Raw genomic sequence first — 17805 nt, 5'->3', positions numbered from 1 at the left:
GGACGTTTCCTGGTGCCCGACGCGGTCCTGGCCTACATCGATGCGCACGGTCTTTACCGTGCGTCGAACTGAACAAGGCGTGCTTCACTGATACGGATCACCGTGTCGCCAAGCCGCCGAAAATATGAGCAAAACGAGTTTTATATGACTGACAAAGACCAAACCAAAGTAAAGCGCAAAGGCACGTTCAAGAGCGCCCCGCTGCCAGAGCCGGTCAACACCAACGAGCCGCTGAAAGGTGACGACCTGGTCAAACTGGCCGTGGCTGCCCTGGAAGACGTCAAGGCGCAAGACATCCAGATCATCGATGTTCGCGACAAGCAGAGCATCACTGACTACATGATCATCGCCACCGGTACTTCCAATCGCCAGATCAACGCGATGCTGGATAAGGTTCGCGAAGAAGTCAAAAAGCAGGGCGCCAAGCCTCTGGGCGAAGAAGGCAAGGGCGACAGCGACTGGGTGCTGCTCGACCTGGATCTGGTGATCGTGCACATGATGACCGCCTCGGCGCGTCAGTTCTACGACCTGGAACGCCTGTGGGCCGGTGCCGAGCAAAGCCGCGCGGCCGACGCCAAACACCACAGCCCGGAAAACACCCACGAGCATTTCACCAAGCTCAACAAAGACCAGCTCTAAGGGATCGCTGTGCGACTGCGACTGATCGCCGTCGGTTCACGCATGCCCAAGTGGGTGGAAGAAGGCTGGCATGAATATGCCAAGCGTCTTCCGTCCGAGCTGGCGCTGGAACTGGTGGAAATACCGCTCAATACCCGTGGCAAGAATGCTGACGTGGCTCGTTTCATCCGCCAGGAAGGCGAAGCCATGCTGGCCAAGGTCGGGCAGAACGAGCGGATTGTCACGTTGGAAGTCCACGGCAAACCCTGGAGCACCGAGCAACTGGCGGTCGAACTCGACCGCTGGCGGCTGGATTCGCGCACGGTCAACTTCATGGTCGGTGGCCCGGAAGGGCTGGCGCCGGAAGTCTGTGCTCGTGCCGATCAGCGCTGGTCGTTGTCGCCGCTGACGCTGCCGCATCCGCTGGTGCGAATTCTGATCGGCGAACAGTTGTACCGTGCCTGGACCGTGCTGTCCGGTCACCCTTACCACAAGTAAGCCTGCCCTCATGTCTCAGCCGATCCGCATCAAGGACCACGAAAAAGACGCACGCCTGGTGCGTGGCCGCGTCGTGTTCGGGGCTTTTGTGGTGGTGGCGCTGATCTGCGTGCTTATCGCACGGCTTTATTTCTTGCAGGTGATCCAGTACGAGTACCACTCGACCCTCTCGGAGAACAACCGCGTCCATGTGCAGCCGATCCCGCCGACGCGTGGGCTGATTTTCGACCGCAATGGCGTGGTGGTGGCCGACAACCGTCCCAGCTTCAGCCTGAGCATGACCCGCGAGCGCTCCGGCGACTGGCAGCAAGTGCTCGACGTGATCGTCCAAGTGCTGGAACTGACGCCCGAAGACCGGGTGATCTTCGAGAAGCGTATGCGTCAGGGGCGTCGGCCGTTCGAGCCGGTACCGATCCTGTTCGAGTTGACGGAGGAGCAGATCGCCCGCATCGCCGTGAACCAGTTCCGTCTGCCGGGCGTGGAAGTGATTGCGCAACTGGTCCGTCACTATCCGCAGGGCGCGCATTTTGCGCACTCGGTGGGCTACATGGGGCGGATCAACGAGAAAGAACTCAAAAGCCTCGACCCGGTCAACTACAGCGGCACCCATCACATCGGCAAGACCGGCATCGAGCGTTTCTACGAGCCGGAGTTACACGGTCAGGTGGGTTACGAGGAAGTCGAGACCAACGCCCGTGGCCGCGTCTTGCGTGTGCTCAAACGGACCGATCCGATTCCCGGCAAGGACATCGTTCTGAGCCTGGACATCAAGTTGCAGGAAGCCGCCGAGGCGGCATTGGGCGGGCGTCGCGGTGCGGTGGTCGCGCTCGATCCGAGAACCGGCGAAGTACTGGCGATGGTCAGTCAGCCGAGTTTTGACCCGAACCTGTTCGTTACGGGGATCAGCTTCAAGGCGTACGCCGAGTTGCGTGATTCCATTGACCGGCCTCTGTTCAACCGCGTGCTGCGCGGTCTGTACCCGCCGGGCTCGACGATCAAACCGGCGGTGGCGATTGCCGGTCTCGATTCGGGGGTTGTGACGGCGTCGAGCCGGGTGTTCGACCCGGGTTACTACATGCTGCCCAACTACGATCACAAATACCGCAACTGGAACCGCACCGGTGACGGCTTCGTCGACCTCGACACAGCGATCATGCGGTCCAACGACACCTACTTCTATGACTTGGCCCACAAGCTCGGCATTGATCGGCTGTCGGCTTACATGAACAAGTTCGGCATCGGCAAGAAAGTCTCGCTGGACATGTTCGAAGAGTCCCCAGGCCTGATGCCGTCGCGTGAGTGGAAGCGGGCGACACGCAAGCAGGCTTGGTTCCCGGGCGAGACGCTGATCCTGGGGATCGGCCAGGGCTATATGCAAGCGACGCCGCTTCAGTTGGCCCAAGCCACGGCGCTGGTAGCAAACAAAGGCGTGTGGAACCGGCCGCACCTGGCCAAAACCCTCGAAGGGGTTAAACCGGTGGACGAAAACCCGATGCCGGACATTATCCTGCGTGACCCGTCAGACTGGAACAAGGTCAACCACGGCATGCAGCAGGTGATGCACGGTGCACGGGGCACCGCGCGCAAAGCGGCAATCGGTGCGCAATACCGGATCGCCGGCAAATCGGGTACCGCTCAGGTGGTCGCGATCAAGCAGGGTGAAAAGTACGACCGCTCCAAGGTTCAGGAGCGCCATCGCGACCACGCGTTGTTCGTCGGTTTCGCCCCGGCCGACGATCCACGAATCGTCGTGTCGGTGATGGTTGAGAACGGTGAGTCCGGCTCCGGTGTTGCCGCGCCCGTAGTGCGTCAGGTCATGGACGCCTGGTTGCTGGATCAGGACGGACATTTGAAGGCCGAATACGCCAGTCCAATCAGTGCGGAGGCTACGGCCCGTGATGAATAATTTTGATCGCATGCTCTCCAGCGAGGATGTGATGCGTCGCCGAGCGACGTTGCTGCAAAAACTGCATATCGATGGCCCATTGTTGATCCTGCTGCTGATTCTCGCCGCCGGCAGCCTGTTCGTGCTGTATTCGGCCAGCGGCAAGAACTGGGATCTGCTGGCCAAACAGGCCACTTCGTTCGGCATCGGCCTGGTGTCGATGATCGTCATCGCCCAGTTCGAACCACGCTTCATGGCCCGTTGGGTGCCGCTCGGCTATGTGATCGGGGTGGTGCTGCTGATGGTGGTGGACATCATGGGCCACAACGCCATGGGCGCGACACGCTGGATCAACATTCCCGGGGTGATCCGCTTCCAGCCCTCCGAGTTCATGAAAATCCTCATGCCGGCGACCATCGCCTGGTATCTGTCGAAGCGGACATTGCCGCCACAACTCAAGCATGTCGGCATCAGTTTGATGCTGATCGGGGTGCCGTTCATTCTGATCGTGCGTCAGCCGGACCTCGGTACTTCGCTGCTGATTCTGGCGGGCGGAGCGTTCGTGCTGTTCATGGGCGGGTTGCGCTGGCGCTGGATTCTCAGTGTGTTGGCCGCCGCCGTACCCGTGGCGGTCGCCATGTGGTTTTTCATCATGCACGACTACCAGAAGCAGCGAATCCTGACGTTCCTTGACCCGGAAAGCGATCCGCTTGGTACGGGCTGGAACATCATTCAGTCGAAAGCGGCGATCGGTTCCGGCGGCGTGTTCGGCAAGGGCTGGCTGCTCGGTACCCAATCGCATCTGGACTTCCTGCCTGAAAGTCACACCGACTTCATCATCGCGGTACTTGGCGAAGAGTTCGGTCTGGTGGGCATTTGCGTGCTGCTGCTGATCTATCTTTTGTTGATCGGCCGGGGACTGGTCATCACGGCACAGGCACAAACATTGTTCGGCAAATTGCTCGCCGGTGCGTTGACCATGACGTTTTTTGTTTACGTTTTCGTCAACATCGGTATGGTCAGTGGCCTGTTACCGGTTGTAGGGGTGCCGTTGCCGTTCATTAGCTACGGAGGAACTTCGCTGGTGACACTGCTGTCAGCGTTTGGGGTTTTGATGTCGATCCATACCCATCGCAAGTGGATCGCGCAGGTTTGAATAAGGTGAAGATTTCAATGCAAGTAATGCGTGGCTGGGCGACTCGATGCGCGCCGTGGGTTGGCCTGGTAGGCATCCTCGGTAGCGTGCAGGAAGCGCTGGCCGGCGAATACGAAGGCTCGCCGCAGGTGGCCGAGTTCGTCGGTGAAATGACCCGCGACTACGGCTTTGCCGGTGAGCAACTGATGGGTGTGTTTCGCGAGGCGCAGCGCAAGCAGTCGATTCTCGACGCCATCTCCCGGCCCGCCGAGCGGGTCAAGCAGTGGAAAGAATACCGTCCGATGTTCATCACGGACGCACGTATCGCCCGTGGTGTCGACTTCTGGCGTCAGCATGAGGCCACGCTGGCCCGTGCCGAGCAGGAGTACGGCGTGCCGGCGCAAGTCATCGTGTCGATCATTGGCGTTGAAACCTTTTTCGGACGTAATACCGGTAATTTCCGGGTGATCGACGCCTTGTCCACGCTCGGATTCGACTATCCTCCCCGTGCCGAATTTTTCCGCAAGGAACTGCGTGAGTTCCTGCTGCTGGCGCGCGAAGAGCAGGTCGACCCATTGACCCTGAAAGGCTCTTACGCAGGTGCCATGGGCCTGCCGCAGTTCATGCCGAGCAGCTTTCGCGCCTATGCGGTGGATTTTGACGGCGATGGTCACATCAATATCTGGACCAATCCGGATGATGCGATCGGCAGCGTCGCGAGTTATTTCAAACGTCACGGTTGGGTTGCCGGCGAGCCGGTGGTCAGCCGTGCAGACGTACGTGGCGAGCAGGTCGATGAAGGCCTGACCACGGGTATCGAGCCGACGAAAACCGTTGGGGAGTTGCGAGCGCTGGGCTGGTCGAGTCATGATGCGCTGCGCGATGACATGCCAGTCACTGCATTTCGTCTCGAAGGCGAAAACGGCCCTGAATACTGGATGGGCCTGAAGAATTTCTACGCGATCACGCGTTATAACCGCAGCGTGATGTACGCCATGGCCGTACATCAACTGTCTGAAAAGCTGGTACAAGCACGGGGCGTCAAGTAATGCGGGCATTGCCTATCAATAAACCCCTGAAACTGGTGGCTTTCGCTGCGCTGGCAGTGCTGGTTGCCAGTTGTTCGACCAGTCGTTCCCCGACTCAAAAGACACCGTCTACCGCTGTGCGTGCGCAGCCGGGTCTGGACATCAACCGTGCCCACAAAGACGGCGCGCCTTGGTGGGACGTCGATGTCTCGCGCATCCCTGATGCCACGCCGACCCTGCACACCGGCCCGTACAAGGCCAACCCTTACACGGTGCTGGGCAAAACCTATTTCCCGTTGCAAGAGTCAAAGTCGTATGTCGCTTCTGGCACAGCGTCCTGGTATGGCACCAAGTTCCATGGCCAGAACACCGCCAACGGCGAGGTCTATGACCTGTACGGCATGAGTGCCGCCCACAAGACCTTGCCTCTGCCAAGTTACGTTCGGGTGACCAACCTGGACAACAACAAGAGCGTGATTCTGCGGGTCAACGACCGCGGCCCGTTCTACTCCGACCGCATCATCGATTTGTCCTACGCTGCCGCCAAGAAGCTGGGTTACGCCGAATCCGGTACCGCGCGGGTCAAGGTCGAAGGCATTGATCCGCAACAATGGTGGGCTGCCAAGGGCCGTCCGGCACCTTTGATGCTCAACGAGCCGCAAGTCGCGCAAAATAGCGCCCCGGTGATCACGGCCTCGGCCGGCACCGTCGAGCAATGGACGCCGCCGGTGCAGCAACACGCTGCGGCCGTCGTGCCGGTTCAGCTCGATGCAAAAAAAAACGCTTCTGCACCAGCGTCTGGCCAGTATCTGCAGGTGGGCGCGTTCGCCAACCCGGACGCTGCAGAACTCCTGAGGGCGAAGCTCAGCGGAATGGTGAGCGCTCCGGTGTTCATCAGCTCGATCGTGCGCAATCAGCAGACCCTGCACCGGGTACGTCTGGGGCCGATCGGTTCGCCGGGTGAGATTGCCCAGGTACAGAACAGCGTCCGCCTGGCCAACCTTGGTTCGCCAAGTGTGGTTTCGGAGTAAGCAATACGCAGGACTTGATTGACGATTCACCAGCGATTGGGGGGTGAATCAGGTTGTTGGCTCGTCGAAGAATAAAAGCCCGGCAAGGGTGACTGGAGTGAGCAACTGAACACGCGATGGCCCGTTAGAAGGCTGTCTGAATAGTTTTGCCCTAGGGCAAGTTTCCATTAGCGATTTCGAGAGACGGATGAACATCACCACCTTTGCCAAACGCCTGTGTCTGCTAGTCCCGCTGCTCCTCTCGCCCGCCGCCTTCGCGGCCGAGATGATGCCGTCGCCACCTCAACTGGCCGCCAAAGCCTACGTCCTGATGGACGCCAGCAGCGGCAACGTGCTGGTAGAAAACAACGGTGATCAGCGTCTGCCGCCGGCCAGCCTGACCAAACTGATGACGGCATACATCGCTACGCTGGAAATCCGTCGCGGCCAGATCGGTGAAAACGATCCGGTTACCGTCAGCGAAAACGCCTGGCGCACCGGCGGATCGCGGATGTTCATCAAGGTGGGTTCGCAGGTCACTGTCAGCGACCTGCTGCACGGCATCATCATTCAGTCCGGCAACGACGCGAGCGTGGCGCTGTCCGAGCACATCGCCGGCAGCGAAGACGCCTTCGCCGACCTGATGAACAAAACCGCTTCGGAACTGGGCATGACCAATTCCCACTTCATGAACCCGACCGGTCTGCCGAATCCTGAGCACTATTCGTCGGCTCACGACATGGCGATCCTGGCTCGCGCGATCATCCACGAAGACCCGGCTCACTATGCGATCTATTCGCAGAAAGAGTTCTTCTGGAATGGCATCAAGCAGCCTAACCGCAACCTGCTGCTGTGGCGTGACAAGACCGTTGACGGCCTGAAAACCGGCCACACCGAAGAAGCCGGCTACTGCATGGTGTCCTCGGCTGTGCGCGACGGCCAGCGCCTGATCGCCGTGGTGTTCGGCACCAACAGCGAAGTGGCTCGCGCCGCTGAAACCCAGAAGCTGCTGACCTACGGTTTCCGCTTCTTTGAAACCCAGACCTTCTATCAGAAAGGTACTGAACTGGCTCAGGCCCCGGTGTGGAAAGGCACCACCAATCAAGTCAAGGCCGGCCTGGCTGAAGACCTGACCATGACCCTGCCCAAAGGCCAGCTGAAGAAGCTTGCGGCCAGCATGACCATGAACCCACAACTGACCGCGCCAATCGCCAAGGGCGACGTGATCGGTAAAGTCGAAGTGAAACTGGAAGACAAGGTTGTGCACAGCGCCGACCTGATCGCTCTGGACGCTGTCGAGGAAGGTGGTATCTTCCGCCGCATGTGGGATAGCATCCGTCTATTCTTCTACGGCTTGTTCAACTGATTTAGTGTTGACCTGCATGGCCCTGCTCCGATCCGGTGCGGGGCCATGCGCGTTACCACGGCTTAAGAGGCCGTTACGCCATGACCGATACCGAAGTAAAGGCGCCAAAGATCGAATTTCCCCAGACTGATTACCCGATCAAGGTGATCAGCGACACTGGCGTTGGCAACAAAGACAAGATCATCGCAATCGTCACAAAGCACGCGACCATCAATGATGAGCGCATCGACGAACGTCAAAGCACCAACGGCAAATACACGACTATCCAGTTGCACATCATCGCCACCGGTCAAGAACAGCTGTACGACATTAACAGCGAGTTGCGTGCGACCGGTTTCGTGCACATGGTGCTGTGATGTCTGGCACGCTGGGCTTTCGTGAGCTCGGCCAGATGGCTTACGAGCCGGTCTGGCATGCCATGCAACGGTTTACCAACGAACGCGGCAGCGATGCCGCTGACGAAATCTGGCTCGTTGAGCACCCTCCGGTGTTCACTCAGGGCCAGGCCGGCAAGGCCGAACACTTGTTGCTGCCGGGGGATATCCCGGTGGTGCAGGTCGATCGCGGCGGGCAGGTGACCTATCATGGCCCCGGCCAATTGGTGGCCTACTTGCTGCTGGATGTACGCAAGCTGGGTTTCGGCGTGCGTGATCTGGTAAGTCGCATGGAGCTTTGCCTGATCGAACTGCTGGCCAGCTACGGGGTGACCGCAGCGGCCAAGCCAGACGCTCCCGGCGTGTACGTCGATGGCGCGAAAATCGCTTCTCTGGGTTTGCGGATTCGCCACGGTTGTTCCTTTCATGGCCTGGCTCTGAACGTGGATATGAACCTGGAACCGTTTCGACGGATTAATCCCTGCGGCTATGCCGGGCTGGCGATGACCCAGCTGAGCGATCACGCAGGATCGATTGAATTTGCCGAGGTAAGTGCCCGGCTGCGCGCGCAGCTCGTCAAACACCTAGACTAAGCTGAGCAGAACACCCATACTGGCGGAATCGAATGATATGACTACTGATGCAGTGCAAACCATGATCCCGACGCTCGACGTGACCGAGCGCCCGGCCCCGCGTCCCAAGGTTGAAGCCGGCGTCAAGCTGCGCGGCGCCGAAAAGGTTGCACGCATTCCGGTAAAGATCATTCCGACCACCGAACTGCCGAAGAAGCCTGACTGGATTCGTGTGCGCATCCCGGTTTCCCCGGAAGTCGACCGTATCAAGAGCCTGCTGCGCAAACACAAGCTGCACAGCGTTTGCGAAGAAGCATCCTGCCCGAACCTGGGCGAGTGCTTCTCCGGTGGCACCGCGACGTTCATGATCATGGGTGACATCTGCACCCGTCGCTGCCCGTTCTGCGACGTTGGCCACGGTCGTCCGAAACCATTGGACGTCAACGAACCGCAAAGCCTGGCCATTGCCATCGCCGACCTGAAGCTCAAGTACGTGGTGATCACTTCGGTTGACCGCGACGACCTGCGCGACGGCGGTGCCCAGCACTTTGCCGACTGCATCCGCGAGATCCGCAAGCTGTCGCCGAACGTGCAGCTGGAAACCCTGGTCCCGGATTACCGTGGCCGCATGGACGTCGCCCTGGAAATCACTGCAGCCGAGCCGCCAGATGTGTTCAACCACAACCTGGAAACCGTGCCGCGGCTGTACAAGGCTGCGCGTCCGGGTTCGGACTACCAGTGGTCGCTGACCCTGCTGCAACGCTTCAAGCAGATGATGCCGCACATCCCGACCAAATCCGGCCTGATGCTGGGTCTGGGCGAGACTGACGAAGAAGTCATCGAAGTCATGAAGCGCATGCGCGAACACGACATCGACATGCTGACGCTGGGCCAGTACCTGCAACCGTCGCGCAGCCACTTGCCGGTGCAGCGTTTTGTGCACCCGGACACCTTCGCCTGGTTCGCCGAAGAAGGTTACAAGATGGGCTTCAAGAACGTTGCGTCGGGTCCGTTGGTGCGGTCTTCGTACCACGCTGACGAGCAGGCGAAGCTGGTCAAGGCTGAGCTGCTGGGTTCCTGATCCGGCAATGATGGACAAAAAATGCCCGCAAGGCTTCAAGCCCTGCGGGCATTTTTTTGCCTGCCCTGCAACGGGCGTTTAATTTTCCTGCAACCTGCGGGCGACTGACGCTCTTCTGTTTGTCGCCGTTCCTGACTACTGTGTGAGCACGACTTCACGCAGGGAGATCCATGGATGACCGTTCGACCGACCCATACACTTTTTCCCCACAGAGCCGTCCCGGCGCTGCCGTCCGAAGGACTGATCGGCGTTATCGCGCCGGCCGGCCCCGGTGCGCTGGACACCGAAAAAGCTGTGCAATGGATGCGCGCCCGGGGTTATGGGCTGAAGGTATTTCCCGGTGTCTACGAGAAGGACGGCTATCTCGCTGGCAGCGATGACGTGCGCCTCAACGATCTGCACGCCGCGTTCACTGACCCCGAGGTCGACGCGATCATCTGCTTGCGCGGCGGCTACGGTACACCGCGCCTGCTGGACCGGATTGATTTCGACCTGTTGAGCCGTCATGCCAAGCCGTTTGTAGGCTACAGCGACATCACTGCGTTGCATCTGGCTATCAGTCGTTACGCAGGATTTGTGACCTTTCATGGGCCGTTGCTCAATGCCGATTTGTTAGGCGACAAAGAGCCTCCGACGGTGACGTCGTTCTTCGCCATGCTGCGCGGCCAATTGAAGGCGGGGAGTGTGCTGAGCCATCCGGCGGCTTATCCGTTGACCACGGTCGAACCCGGCGTCGCCCATGGGCGCTTGCTTGGCGGCAATCTGGCGATGATTGCTGCGACCCTGGGTACGCCTTTTGAAATCGATGTTGAAGGGGTGATTCTGCTCATCGAGGACATCAACGAACCGTTGTATCGCATCGACCGCTTACTGACGCAGATGCGTCTGGCCGGCAAATTGGCCAGGTTGCGCGGTGTGTTGGTCGGGGATGTCGCGGGGGTGGATATCGACGCGTTGAACCGCTTGCTCAAACAGACCTTTGAACCGTTGCGGATTCCGGTGTTGTCCGGGTGGCGCAGTGGGCATTGTGATCCGAACCTGACGTTGCCGCTGGGGGCTTTGGTGCGGCTGGATGCGGGGAAAAAAGAACTGATGCTGGAGCAGGATGTGGTTGTCCGTCGGTAGATAAGCACCGCCAGTCAATCAGCCTTCGCGAGCAAGCCCGCTCCCACATTCGACCGCATTCTGGTGTTGGAACGCGGTCGAATGTGGGGGCGGGCTTGCTCGCGAAAGCGATATGCGCCTTGCGAAAATCTGACTACTGGGTACGAAGGCTCTCAAGCAGCTTGTGCGTCGGATACCCGTCCGCCGGCCAGCCAAATGCCTGCTGCGCACTGCGAATCGCTTTGCGCGTATTGGCGCCGATGATCCCGTCGGCCGTACCGGCATCGTAATTGCGCGCACTCAGCAAGCTTTGCAGCTCAACCCGCTCGGTACGGCTCAATGGCAGATCGTCTTTTGGCCAAGTGCCGTTGATCAAACCGCCACCACTGAAGCGCTCCGACAACAGGCTGACCGCCAACGCGTACGACGAAGAGTTGTTGTACTTGAGGATCGCCCGGAAGTTGTCGAGGATCAGGAATGCCGGGCCACGATAACCGGCGGGCAGCAGCAGCGCGGCAGGCAGTTGTTCGGTACCTGCGGGCACTTGACCACCATTGGGCATGATCACGCCCAGTTGACGCCACTCAGCCACGCTTTTGCGAATGGCACCGTCAGCGAGCGTGTAATTGAAGCTGCCTGGGAGTTGTACTTCGAAGCCCCAAGGTTGGCCGCGCTGCCAGCCGGAGCTTTGCAGGTAATGTGCCGTCGAGGCCAGCGCGTCGGCCGGACTGCCCCAGATGTCGCGACGACCGTCACCATCGAAATCCACGGCGTGGGTGTTGTAGGTGGTCGGGATGAACTGGGTCTGCCCCATCGCGCCAGCCCATGAACCGAGCATTTTCTCTGGCGTGATATCACCCTGTTGCAGAATTTGCAGGGCGGCGATCAATTGCGCATGGGCAAAACCCGGCCGACGGCCTTCGTAAGCGAGGGTGGCCAACGAATTGATGACCGACTTGCTGCCCTGGAACTGACCGAAGTTGCTTTCCATCCCCCACACCGACACCAGCGCCTGACGATCCACGCCATAACGCTGTTCGATGCTTTGCAGAATGTCGGCGTACTGGTTGATCAGCGCCTGGCCTTTGCGCACCCGCAGCGGCGACAGCGCGCCGTCGAGGTACTCCCATACGGGGCGTGAGAACTCCGGCTGACTGCGGTCGGCGCGAATAACGCTGGCGTCGAAGCTGACATTGGCAAACGCGCGATCAAACAGATCGGCGCGGATCCCGGCGGTCAGCGCTTCCTTGCGGAAACCCGCCTGCCATTCGGCAAAGGTCTGGGTCGGCTGAAGATCGAGCGGGTCGGCGGACGGCACTACCGGCGGGATGATCGCTGGGGCCGTGGTGACAGGGGCGGCTTGAAGAGGTTGCGCGTCGGCGGCGGTGGGTTTTTCCGCGCAGGCGACAAGCAGGATGAAGCTTGTGGCGGCGATCAATTGGCGAACGGGCCAACGACGGGAAAGACTGAAGGGCATGCACAGTTCCAGGGGATACGAATCAGGAGCAGACCTTAACATGCCTGCGGAATGAAGCGGTTATCGGTCAGGTATTTGGACGAGGTCTATTTAGCCGGCTAATCACCATATGCCCTGAATTAGCGGGGCGCAACTGTCATTTCTATCAGCTATTCAGCAGTGTTTTTCCTCGATTCAATAGCCCATGCCGGCAGGATTGTGGTGGTTTGAATTTCTCGATCACTGCCTCTTGACGCACGTTGACGAGGAATTTCATATGAAAGGTAAAGCGCTTTTACTGCTGTTTCTTTTGCTGGCAGGGTGCTCTGTAAAAGGCCCTTCGCAGGAGCCTGTTCAAACTCAGCTGGGCGTACAGACTGCTACAGCGTTAGCCACCAGCGGCCCGGAAGTAGCCTCCGAATTGACGAGGCGTTATAGCGATACCACCACTCTTCGATGTGATGGGTTGGACTCCAGACCTGCCTTTCTTTGCAGTGGTATTTTGCTGCGTGGAACGGCCACTGCAGCCGGCTTTGATGTCTGGGATCCTAGCCCCACCGCTGAAAGGGTGGGAGGCACCTCATTTTCGTTTGTCCGCTCAGACTACAAAATGAAAAGACTGGCCATGAATTACACGAAAGGACTGATTTTCTATCCTGTTTTGAAAACACCGTCAGGCAAACTCAAGATTGAAGTTCTGTGCTTCTTTCCCGTGGACGGGGATTCTGACCATCGTAGTGATCGGGGTTGTGGCGGGATTTCCGGCTATCCCTCAACCGTTGCCTGCGCTGCCCAAGGCATCAATACCCCTGAAAAATGGGCAGAGAATTACAACAAGTATGCTGCTCCTAATCACAACAGGGCAGGTGTATGCAGTTTTGATGTCAGAGATTCGGCTAATACGCTGGCGGGCCCCAATTTTGTAAAGGGGATGCAGGCAGGACGTCTGGTGACGCCAAGAGCTTTTGACATACCCAATGACGTGAAAATGACGACATGGGCAAAGGGGCAGGCGAAAGTATTGCCAATTGAGGCGTTCTTTTACGTGATTGTCGGAAACACATCGGGCTTGGCGGAAGTCCAGAGGGATCAGCGCCGATTCAAAGAGCTCACTGGTGAAACGCTGCCTATTATCAAAGTAACAATGCCGGCAACGCTGGCCGATAGAGTGACGTTTGCGTTTCAGGCGCAAGATCAGGCGGTGAATTGATTATCCGTTTCAAGCAGCCAGAAAGTAAGAAGCCTCCCAGCTGTCAGACTGGAAGGCTTCGCGGCGGTAGCTGCCTTTCCCCTTGGTTGGTCGTTCCTGGCGACTGCGGAACAGGGGTTGGGCGATGATGGATTTGGCCTTGTTCGGGCCATGTTTCGATGGCTTTTTGCTCATGACGGATCTCTCGGTGGGTGGGTGTTGCGGGGCGAATAATCTGCCGATGTTGGACGTCTGTCCAGTCTCTGTTGTGTAGGAATGTTCTGATGCTTTCGCGAGCAAGCCCGCTCCCACATTCGACCGAGTTCCCGCTATGAGAATGCAGTCAAGTGTGGGAGCGGGCTTGCTCGCGAAGGGCCGTTGTGCGGTTGAACGAATTACTCGGCAGGCAACGAAAGGCGCTGACCGGCCATCAACAACGCCAACCGGCTCAGGCTCATCCACGGCGACCCGGCAGCCTGGCCCTTGATCTGCGCATCGATGCGCTGAGCTTCGAGCAACAACTGTGCCCAGCGTTGCGCCGAGTAGCGTTGCAGGGCTTTGCTCATCAAGGGTTTGCGCTTGTCCCAGACCGGCGGTTTCGCTTGACTGAAGGCCTTGTCCAGCGGCGTGCCCTGGCTGTATTGCAACGAGATATTAGCCAGCAGGCGTAGCTCTCGCGCCAATGCCCAGAGAATCACGGGCGGCTCGACACCTTCACCGCGCAGCCCTTCGAGCATGCGCAAGGCGTGAGCCGGTTCGCCGTTGAGCACGGCGTCGGTCAAGCCAAACACGTCGAAGCGGGCACTGTCCGCGACAGCGGCTTGCACCGTTTCGACGGTGATTTGCCCACCTTCGGCCATCAGTTTGAGCTTTTCGATTTCCTGCGCGGCGGCGAGCAAGTTGCCCTCCACGCGTGCGGCAATCAGTTCGACGGCGTCCTGGCTGGCCGACAACCCGGCTTGAGACAAGCGCTGACGAATCCAGCTGGGCAGTTGATTGGCATCCACCGGCCATATCTGGATGAACTGGGTCTGTTGGCCTTCAACCAGTGCCTTGCCCCACTTGGTCTTCTGCGCACTGCCATCAAGCTTGGGCAAGCTGATCAGCAATACCGTGTCTTCAGCGGGACGCGAACAGTATTCGATGAACGCAGCCGCACCCTTGTCACCGGGTTTGCCTGATGGCAGACGCAGTTCCAGCAGGCGCTTTTCAGCGAACAACGACATGCTGGCACCGGCCTGCAACAACGTGCCCCAATCGAAATTGGCGTCGGCGGCAAATACCTGACGTTCGTCAAAACCTTGTTGGCGGGCAGCATGGCGGATGGCGTCGGCGGCTTCCTGACACAGCAGCGGGTCATCGCCGCTGATGATGTAGACCGGCGCAAGGGAGCCCTGCAGGTGTTTGCTGAGTTGAGCGGGAGCGAGCTTCATAAGATCGGTCGAACGGGGCGCCTGAGCGCCCCGAACGTCTTACTGCTGCGGTACTTCGAGCGGCGACTGACGCGGGGTTTGCGCTTCAGCCTTTTGCGCCGCTTCGAGCGCGTCGGCTTCTGCCTTGGCCCGGTCATTGGCGGCTTGCTGCAGTTGCTGCAGTTGGTCCGGAGTCAGCTGTTGCAAGCGCAGCATCATGCGCTGAACCAGTTCGCGGCGGGTCTCGCGACGGGCGTCGTTGGCTTCCTGATCGGAGCCGACGAGGTTGTTGCCGTCGTGAATGAACACTTTCTGCACTTCAAGCTTGTCGCTCAGCAGCGAAAGGTTTTTGTCACCACGGATGTCGTAGCTCAGGACAGTGCTGACCTGATACTCGCCCGTACGGCCGGCACCGGCGTAGCTGAGGATGCGCTGGCTTTCCTGCTCGTCAGCCAGATAGAGCTTGTACGGCGCGCCGCTGTAAACCTTGACGCCGCTGGACTCCAGTACCTGACGCAGTTGCGTGACGGTATCGCCGTAGGCGTTGCGGGCGCTCAGGTCGAGTTCCTTGATCGCCAGTTCGTTGGTGCCGGTACCGCGCAGCTGGAAACCACAGGCGCTCAACAGGACGGCGAGGCCCATCACCAGCAGATTGCGTTTGATCATTGTGTTGCTCCCCTTGAAACCAGGTGGGCCGACCGTGCGGCCCGAAAGGTTTTACTCGGCGCCAGGCGAACCTGACGCCCGATCCAATTAGCTGGCGACAATATTGACCAGTTTCCCGGGCACTACGATCACTTTACGAATAGTCAGGCCGTCGACGAAGCGCAGTACGTTTTCGTTGGCGCGCGCTGCCGCTTCGACTTCTTCACGGGTTGCGCTGGCCGGCATGTCGATCTGGCCACGCAGCTTGCCGTTCACTTGAATGACCAGTTGCAGGCTGTCTTGTACCAGCGCGCTGTCATCCACCGCCGGCCAGCCAGCGTCGATCACGGCGTCAGCGTGACCCAAGTGATTCCACAGTTCGTGGCTGATGTGCGGCGTGATCGGAGCCAACAGCAGTGTGACGGCTTCCAGGCCTTCGTGAATCAGCGCGCGGTCCTGTTCGGTGCCTTGCGCGGCTTTTTCCAGCACGTTCATCAGCGTCATCACTTGAGCGATGGCGGTGTTGAATTTGTGGTTCTGGCCGACGTCGTGGCTGGCCTGTTTGATGGCCAGGTGGATCGCACGGCGAACGGCTTTCTGCTCGTCGTTCAGGCTGGCGATGTCCAGTTTGCCCGGCAGGCCCTGAGTAACGTGGGCTTGAGCCAGACGCCAGACGCGCTTGAGGAAGCGGTGCGAACCCTCTACGCCGGAGTCGGACCATTCAGCGCTCATGTCGGGCGGCGAGGCGAACATCATGAACAGGCGGCAGGTGTCTGCGCCGAACTGATCGATCATTGACTGCGGGTCGACGCCGTTGTTCTTCGACTTGGCCATCTTCTCGGTACCGCCGATTTCCACCGGCAGGCCGTCGGATTTCAACTTGGCGCTGATCACTTTCGCTTTGCTGTCACGCTCGAGTTCGACGTCCGCCGGGTTGAACCAGGTGTAAGCACCATTGGCTTCGCGACGATAGTAAGTCTCGGCGATCACCATGCCCTGGGTCAGCAGGTTCTTGAACGGTTCGTTGGAGCTCACCAGACCTTCGTCACGCATCAGCTTGTGGAAGAAGCGCGCGTAGAGCAGGTGCAGGATGGCGTGTTCGATACCGCCGATGTACTGATCCACCGGCAGCCAGTGGTCGGCTGCGGATTTTTCGACCAGGCCACCTTCAAAGTGCGGCGAGGCATAACGGGCGTAGTACCACGACGACTCGACGAAGGTGTCCATGGTGTCGGTTTCACGCTTGGCAGGCTGGCCACATTTCGGGCAGCTGCACTCGTAAAACTCGGGCATGCGTGCCAGCGGCGAACCGGCGCCGTCCGGCACCACGTCTTCCGGCAACACGACGGGCAGTTGATCTTCCGGTACCGGCACGTCACCGCACGCATCGCAGTGGATGATCGGGATCGGGCAGCCCCAGTAGCGCTGACGGCTGATGCCCCAGTCGCGCAGGCGGAACTGGGTGCGCGAGGCGCCGAGTTCTTTCTTGATCAGGGCCACTTCCATGGCGTCGAACGCGCCCGCGAAGTCCAGACCGTCGAACTCGCCGGAATTGATCAGGGTGCCGTGCTCGCCGTAGGCGTCTTGCCACGGGGCCGGGTTGGTCTCGCCGGAGCTGGTACGCACGACCGATTTGATCGGCAGGTTGTACTTGTGGGCAAACTCGAAATCACGCTCGTCGTGAGCCGGCACCGCCATGACCGCGCCGTCGCCGTAGTGCATCAGCACATAGTTGGCGACCCAGACCGGGAGTTTTTCACCGGTCAGCGGGTGCTCGACGAACAGGCCGGTCGGCAGGCCTTTTTTCTCTTGAGTGGCGACGTCGGCTTCAGCGACGCTGCCGCCCTTGCATTCAGCGATGAACGCTTGCAGCTCAGGGTTGTTCTGCGCGGCCAGGGCTGCCAAATGGTGTTCGGCGGCTACAGCAACGTAGGTCGCGCCCATCAGGGTGTCCGGACGGGTGGTGAAGACTTTGAGCGTGCCGGCTTCGCCGATGGAGTCGACGTTGTATGGGAACTGCACTTCCATGCCACGGGATTTGCCGATCCAGTTGCGCTGCATGGTCTTGACCTGTTCAGGCCAGCCAGTCAGTTCGTCGAGGCTTTCCAGCAGCTCATCCGCGTACGCGGTGATCTTGAAGTAGTACATCGGGATTTCGCGCTTTTCGATCAGCGCGCCAGAACGCCAGCCGCGACCGTCGATCACCTGTTCGTTGGCCAGAACGGTCTGATCGACCGGGTCCCAGTTCACGGTGCCGCTTTTTTTGTAAATCACGCCTTTTTCGAACAGGCGAGTGAACAGCCATTGTTCCCAGCGGTAGTAATCCGGTTTGCAGGTGGTGACTTCACGCGACCAGTCCACCGCCAGGCCCAGGCTGCGCAGCTGGGATTTCATGTAGGCGATGTTTTCGTAGGTCCACTTGGCCGGGGCTA

Annotated in this window: 17 protein-coding genes and 1 pseudogene; 13 read left to right on the top strand and 5 right to left on the bottom strand. The window is 59.5% G+C overall.

The features are described 5' to 3' along the window. The 12 genes and pseudogenes from ACIOU6_RS07060 to ACIOU6_RS07005 form a co-directional block, all read left to right on the top strand. Positions 1-72: pseudogene (locus tag ACIOU6_RS07060) on the top strand (nicotinic acid mononucleotide adenylyltransferase); the annotation flags it as partial. Between the two features lie 72 nt (positions 73-144). Further along, the gene (gene rsfS / locus ACIOU6_RS07055) at positions 145-639 is read left to right on the top strand and encodes a ribosome silencing factor (RefSeq protein ID WP_187678819.1); all 495 of its coding nucleotides are present in this window, start codon (positions 145-147) and stop codon (positions 637-639) included. A 9-nt stretch (positions 640-648) separates the two neighbouring features. Next, the gene (gene rlmH / locus ACIOU6_RS07050; protein ID WP_009051038.1) at positions 649-1116 is read left to right on the top strand and encodes a 23S rRNA (pseudouridine(1915)-N(3))-methyltransferase RlmH; all 468 of its coding nucleotides are present in this window, start codon (positions 649-651) and stop codon (positions 1114-1116) included. Between the two features lie 10 nt (positions 1117-1126). Next, positions 1127-3022: a penicillin-binding protein 2 gene (gene mrdA, locus ACIOU6_RS07045; RefSeq protein WP_221730190.1), complete on the top strand. Its 1896-nt coding sequence runs from the start codon at positions 1127-1129 to the stop codon at positions 3020-3022. 31 nt (positions 3023-3053) lie between these two features. After that, positions 3054-4157, top strand: coding sequence for a rod shape-determining protein RodA (gene rodA, locus ACIOU6_RS07040; protein ID WP_221730279.1), 1104 nt, complete (start codon positions 3054-3056; stop codon positions 4155-4157). Between the two features lie 17 nt (positions 4158-4174). Then, positions 4175-5185 (top strand): lytic murein transglycosylase B, encoded by a 1011-nt coding sequence (gene mltB / locus ACIOU6_RS07035; protein WP_221730189.1) that lies wholly within the window; start codon positions 4175-4177, stop codon positions 5183-5185. After that, complete coding sequence (locus ACIOU6_RS07030; protein ID WP_221730188.1) at positions 5185-6195, top strand: septal ring lytic transglycosylase RlpA family protein; 1011 nt, start codon at positions 5185-5187, stop codon at positions 6193-6195. The genes mltB and ACIOU6_RS07030 overlap by 1 nt, the downstream gene beginning before the upstream one ends. 187 nt (positions 6196-6382) lie before the next feature. Beyond that, on the top strand, positions 6383-7540 hold the full coding sequence (locus ACIOU6_RS07025) for a D-alanyl-D-alanine carboxypeptidase family protein (protein ID WP_221730187.1): 1158 nt from the start codon (positions 6383-6385) through the stop codon (positions 7538-7540). Between the two features lie 80 nt (positions 7541-7620). Further along, a complete protein-coding gene (locus ACIOU6_RS07020; protein WP_221730186.1) occupies positions 7621-7896 on the top strand; it encodes a DUF493 domain-containing protein in 276 nt (91 codons plus the stop codon). After that, on the top strand, positions 7896-8507 hold the full coding sequence (gene lipB, locus ACIOU6_RS07015) for a lipoyl(octanoyl) transferase LipB (protein WP_401134944.1): 612 nt from the start codon (positions 7896-7898) through the stop codon (positions 8505-8507). Before ACIOU6_RS07020 ends, lipB begins: the two co-directional genes overlap by 1 nt. Before the next feature lie 61 nt (positions 8508-8568). Next, the gene (lipA, locus tag ACIOU6_RS07010) at positions 8569-9567 is read left to right on the top strand and encodes a lipoyl synthase (RefSeq protein ID WP_167394918.1); all 999 of its coding nucleotides are present in this window, start codon (positions 8569-8571) and stop codon (positions 9565-9567) included. 174 nt (positions 9568-9741) lie between these two features. Beyond that, positions 9742-10692 (top strand): LD-carboxypeptidase, encoded by a 951-nt coding sequence (locus tag ACIOU6_RS07005; protein ID WP_401134941.1) that lies wholly within the window; start codon positions 9742-9744, stop codon positions 10690-10692. Between the two features lie 133 nt (positions 10693-10825). On the opposite strand, the gene ACIOU6_RS07000 is transcribed toward ACIOU6_RS07005, so the two are convergent. Further along, on the bottom strand, positions 10826-12148 hold the full coding sequence (locus tag ACIOU6_RS07000; RefSeq protein ID WP_401134938.1) for a lytic murein transglycosylase: 1323 nt from the start codon (positions 12146-12148) through the stop codon (positions 10826-10828). A gap of 256 nt (positions 12149-12404) precedes the next feature. On the opposite strand from ACIOU6_RS07000, the gene ACIOU6_RS06995 reads away from it, so the two are divergent. After that, complete coding sequence (locus tag ACIOU6_RS06995; protein ID WP_401134936.1) at positions 12405-13337, top strand: halovibrin HvnA; 933 nt, start codon at positions 12405-12407, stop codon at positions 13335-13337. A gap of 9 nt (positions 13338-13346) precedes the next feature. Here ACIOU6_RS06995 and arfA read toward each other — a convergent pair whose 3' ends face one another. The 4 genes from arfA to leuS all read right to left on the bottom strand — a co-directional run. Then, entirely contained in the window at positions 13347-13511 is a 165-nt protein-coding gene (gene arfA, locus ACIOU6_RS06990) for an alternative ribosome rescue factor ArfA (RefSeq protein ID WP_003228536.1), read from the bottom strand. 200 nt (positions 13512-13711) lie between these two features. After that, the gene (gene holA, locus ACIOU6_RS06985; protein WP_401134933.1) at positions 13712-14749 is read right to left on the bottom strand and encodes a DNA polymerase III subunit delta; all 1038 of its coding nucleotides are present in this window, start codon (positions 14747-14749) and stop codon (positions 13712-13714) included. Between the two features lie 39 nt (positions 14750-14788). After that, positions 14789-15394, bottom strand: a complete 606-nt coding sequence (lptE, locus tag ACIOU6_RS06980) for an LPS assembly lipoprotein LptE (protein WP_221730181.1) — start codon at positions 15392-15394, stop codon at positions 14789-14791. A gap of 87 nt (positions 15395-15481) precedes the next feature. Next, positions 15482-17805: leucine--tRNA ligase (leuS, locus tag ACIOU6_RS06975; RefSeq protein WP_401134931.1), on the bottom strand; the 2324-nt coding region annotated here is incomplete at its 5' end.

Origin of the sequence: Pseudomonas sp. NPDC087615 (assembly GCF_044743445.1) — a bacterium.
Lineage (GTDB): Bacteria > Pseudomonadota > Gammaproteobacteria > Pseudomonadales > Pseudomonadaceae > Aquipseudomonas > Aquipseudomonas baetica_A.
This window is presented reverse-complemented; position numbering and strand designations above follow the sequence as displayed.

What these genes read in the sequence shown, in the direction of transcription:
- lptE (WP_221730181.1), bottom strand. Translation starts at nt 15,394, where the DNA reads ATGATCAAACGCAATCTGCTGGTGATGGGCCTCGCCGTCCTGTTGAGC.
- mltB (WP_221730189.1), top strand. Translation starts at nt 4,175, where the DNA reads ATGCAAGTAATGCGTGGCTGGGCGACTCGATGCGCGCCGTGGGTTGGC.
- holA (WP_401134933.1), bottom strand. Translation starts at nt 14,749, where the DNA reads ATGAAGCTCGCTCCCGCTCAACTCAGCAAACACCTGCAGGGCTCCCTT.
- ACIOU6_RS06995 (WP_401134936.1), top strand. Translation starts at nt 12,405, where the DNA reads ATGAAAGGTAAAGCGCTTTTACTGCTGTTTCTTTTGCTGGCAGGGTGC.
- ACIOU6_RS07005 (WP_401134941.1), top strand. Translation starts at nt 9,742, where the DNA reads ATGACCGTTCGACCGACCCATACACTTTTTCCCCACAGAGCCGTCCCG.
- ACIOU6_RS07025 (WP_221730187.1), top strand. Translation starts at nt 6,383, where the DNA reads ATGAACATCACCACCTTTGCCAAACGCCTGTGTCTGCTAGTCCCGCTG.
- ACIOU6_RS07030 (WP_221730188.1), top strand. Translation starts at nt 5,185, where the DNA reads ATGCGGGCATTGCCTATCAATAAACCCCTGAAACTGGTGGCTTTCGCT.
- mrdA (WP_221730190.1), top strand. Translation starts at nt 1,127, where the DNA reads ATGTCTCAGCCGATCCGCATCAAGGACCACGAAAAAGACGCACGCCTG.
- rodA (WP_221730279.1), top strand. Translation starts at nt 3,054, where the DNA reads ATGCGTCGCCGAGCGACGTTGCTGCAAAAACTGCATATCGATGGCCCA.
- ACIOU6_RS07000 (WP_401134938.1), bottom strand. Translation starts at nt 12,148, where the DNA reads ATGCCCTTCAGTCTTTCCCGTCGTTGGCCCGTTCGCCAATTGATCGCC.
- arfA (WP_003228536.1), bottom strand. Translation starts at nt 13,511, where the DNA reads ATGAGCAAAAAGCCATCGAAACATGGCCCGAACAAGGCCAAATCCATC.
- lipA (WP_167394918.1), top strand. Translation starts at nt 8,569, where the DNA reads ATGATCCCGACGCTCGACGTGACCGAGCGCCCGGCCCCGCGTCCCAAG.
- lipB (WP_401134944.1), top strand. Translation starts at nt 7,896, where the DNA reads ATGTCTGGCACGCTGGGCTTTCGTGAGCTCGGCCAGATGGCTTACGAG.
- rsfS (WP_187678819.1), top strand. Translation starts at nt 145, where the DNA reads ATGACTGACAAAGACCAAACCAAAGTAAAGCGCAAAGGCACGTTCAAG.
- ACIOU6_RS07020 (WP_221730186.1), top strand. Translation starts at nt 7,621, where the DNA reads ATGACCGATACCGAAGTAAAGGCGCCAAAGATCGAATTTCCCCAGACT.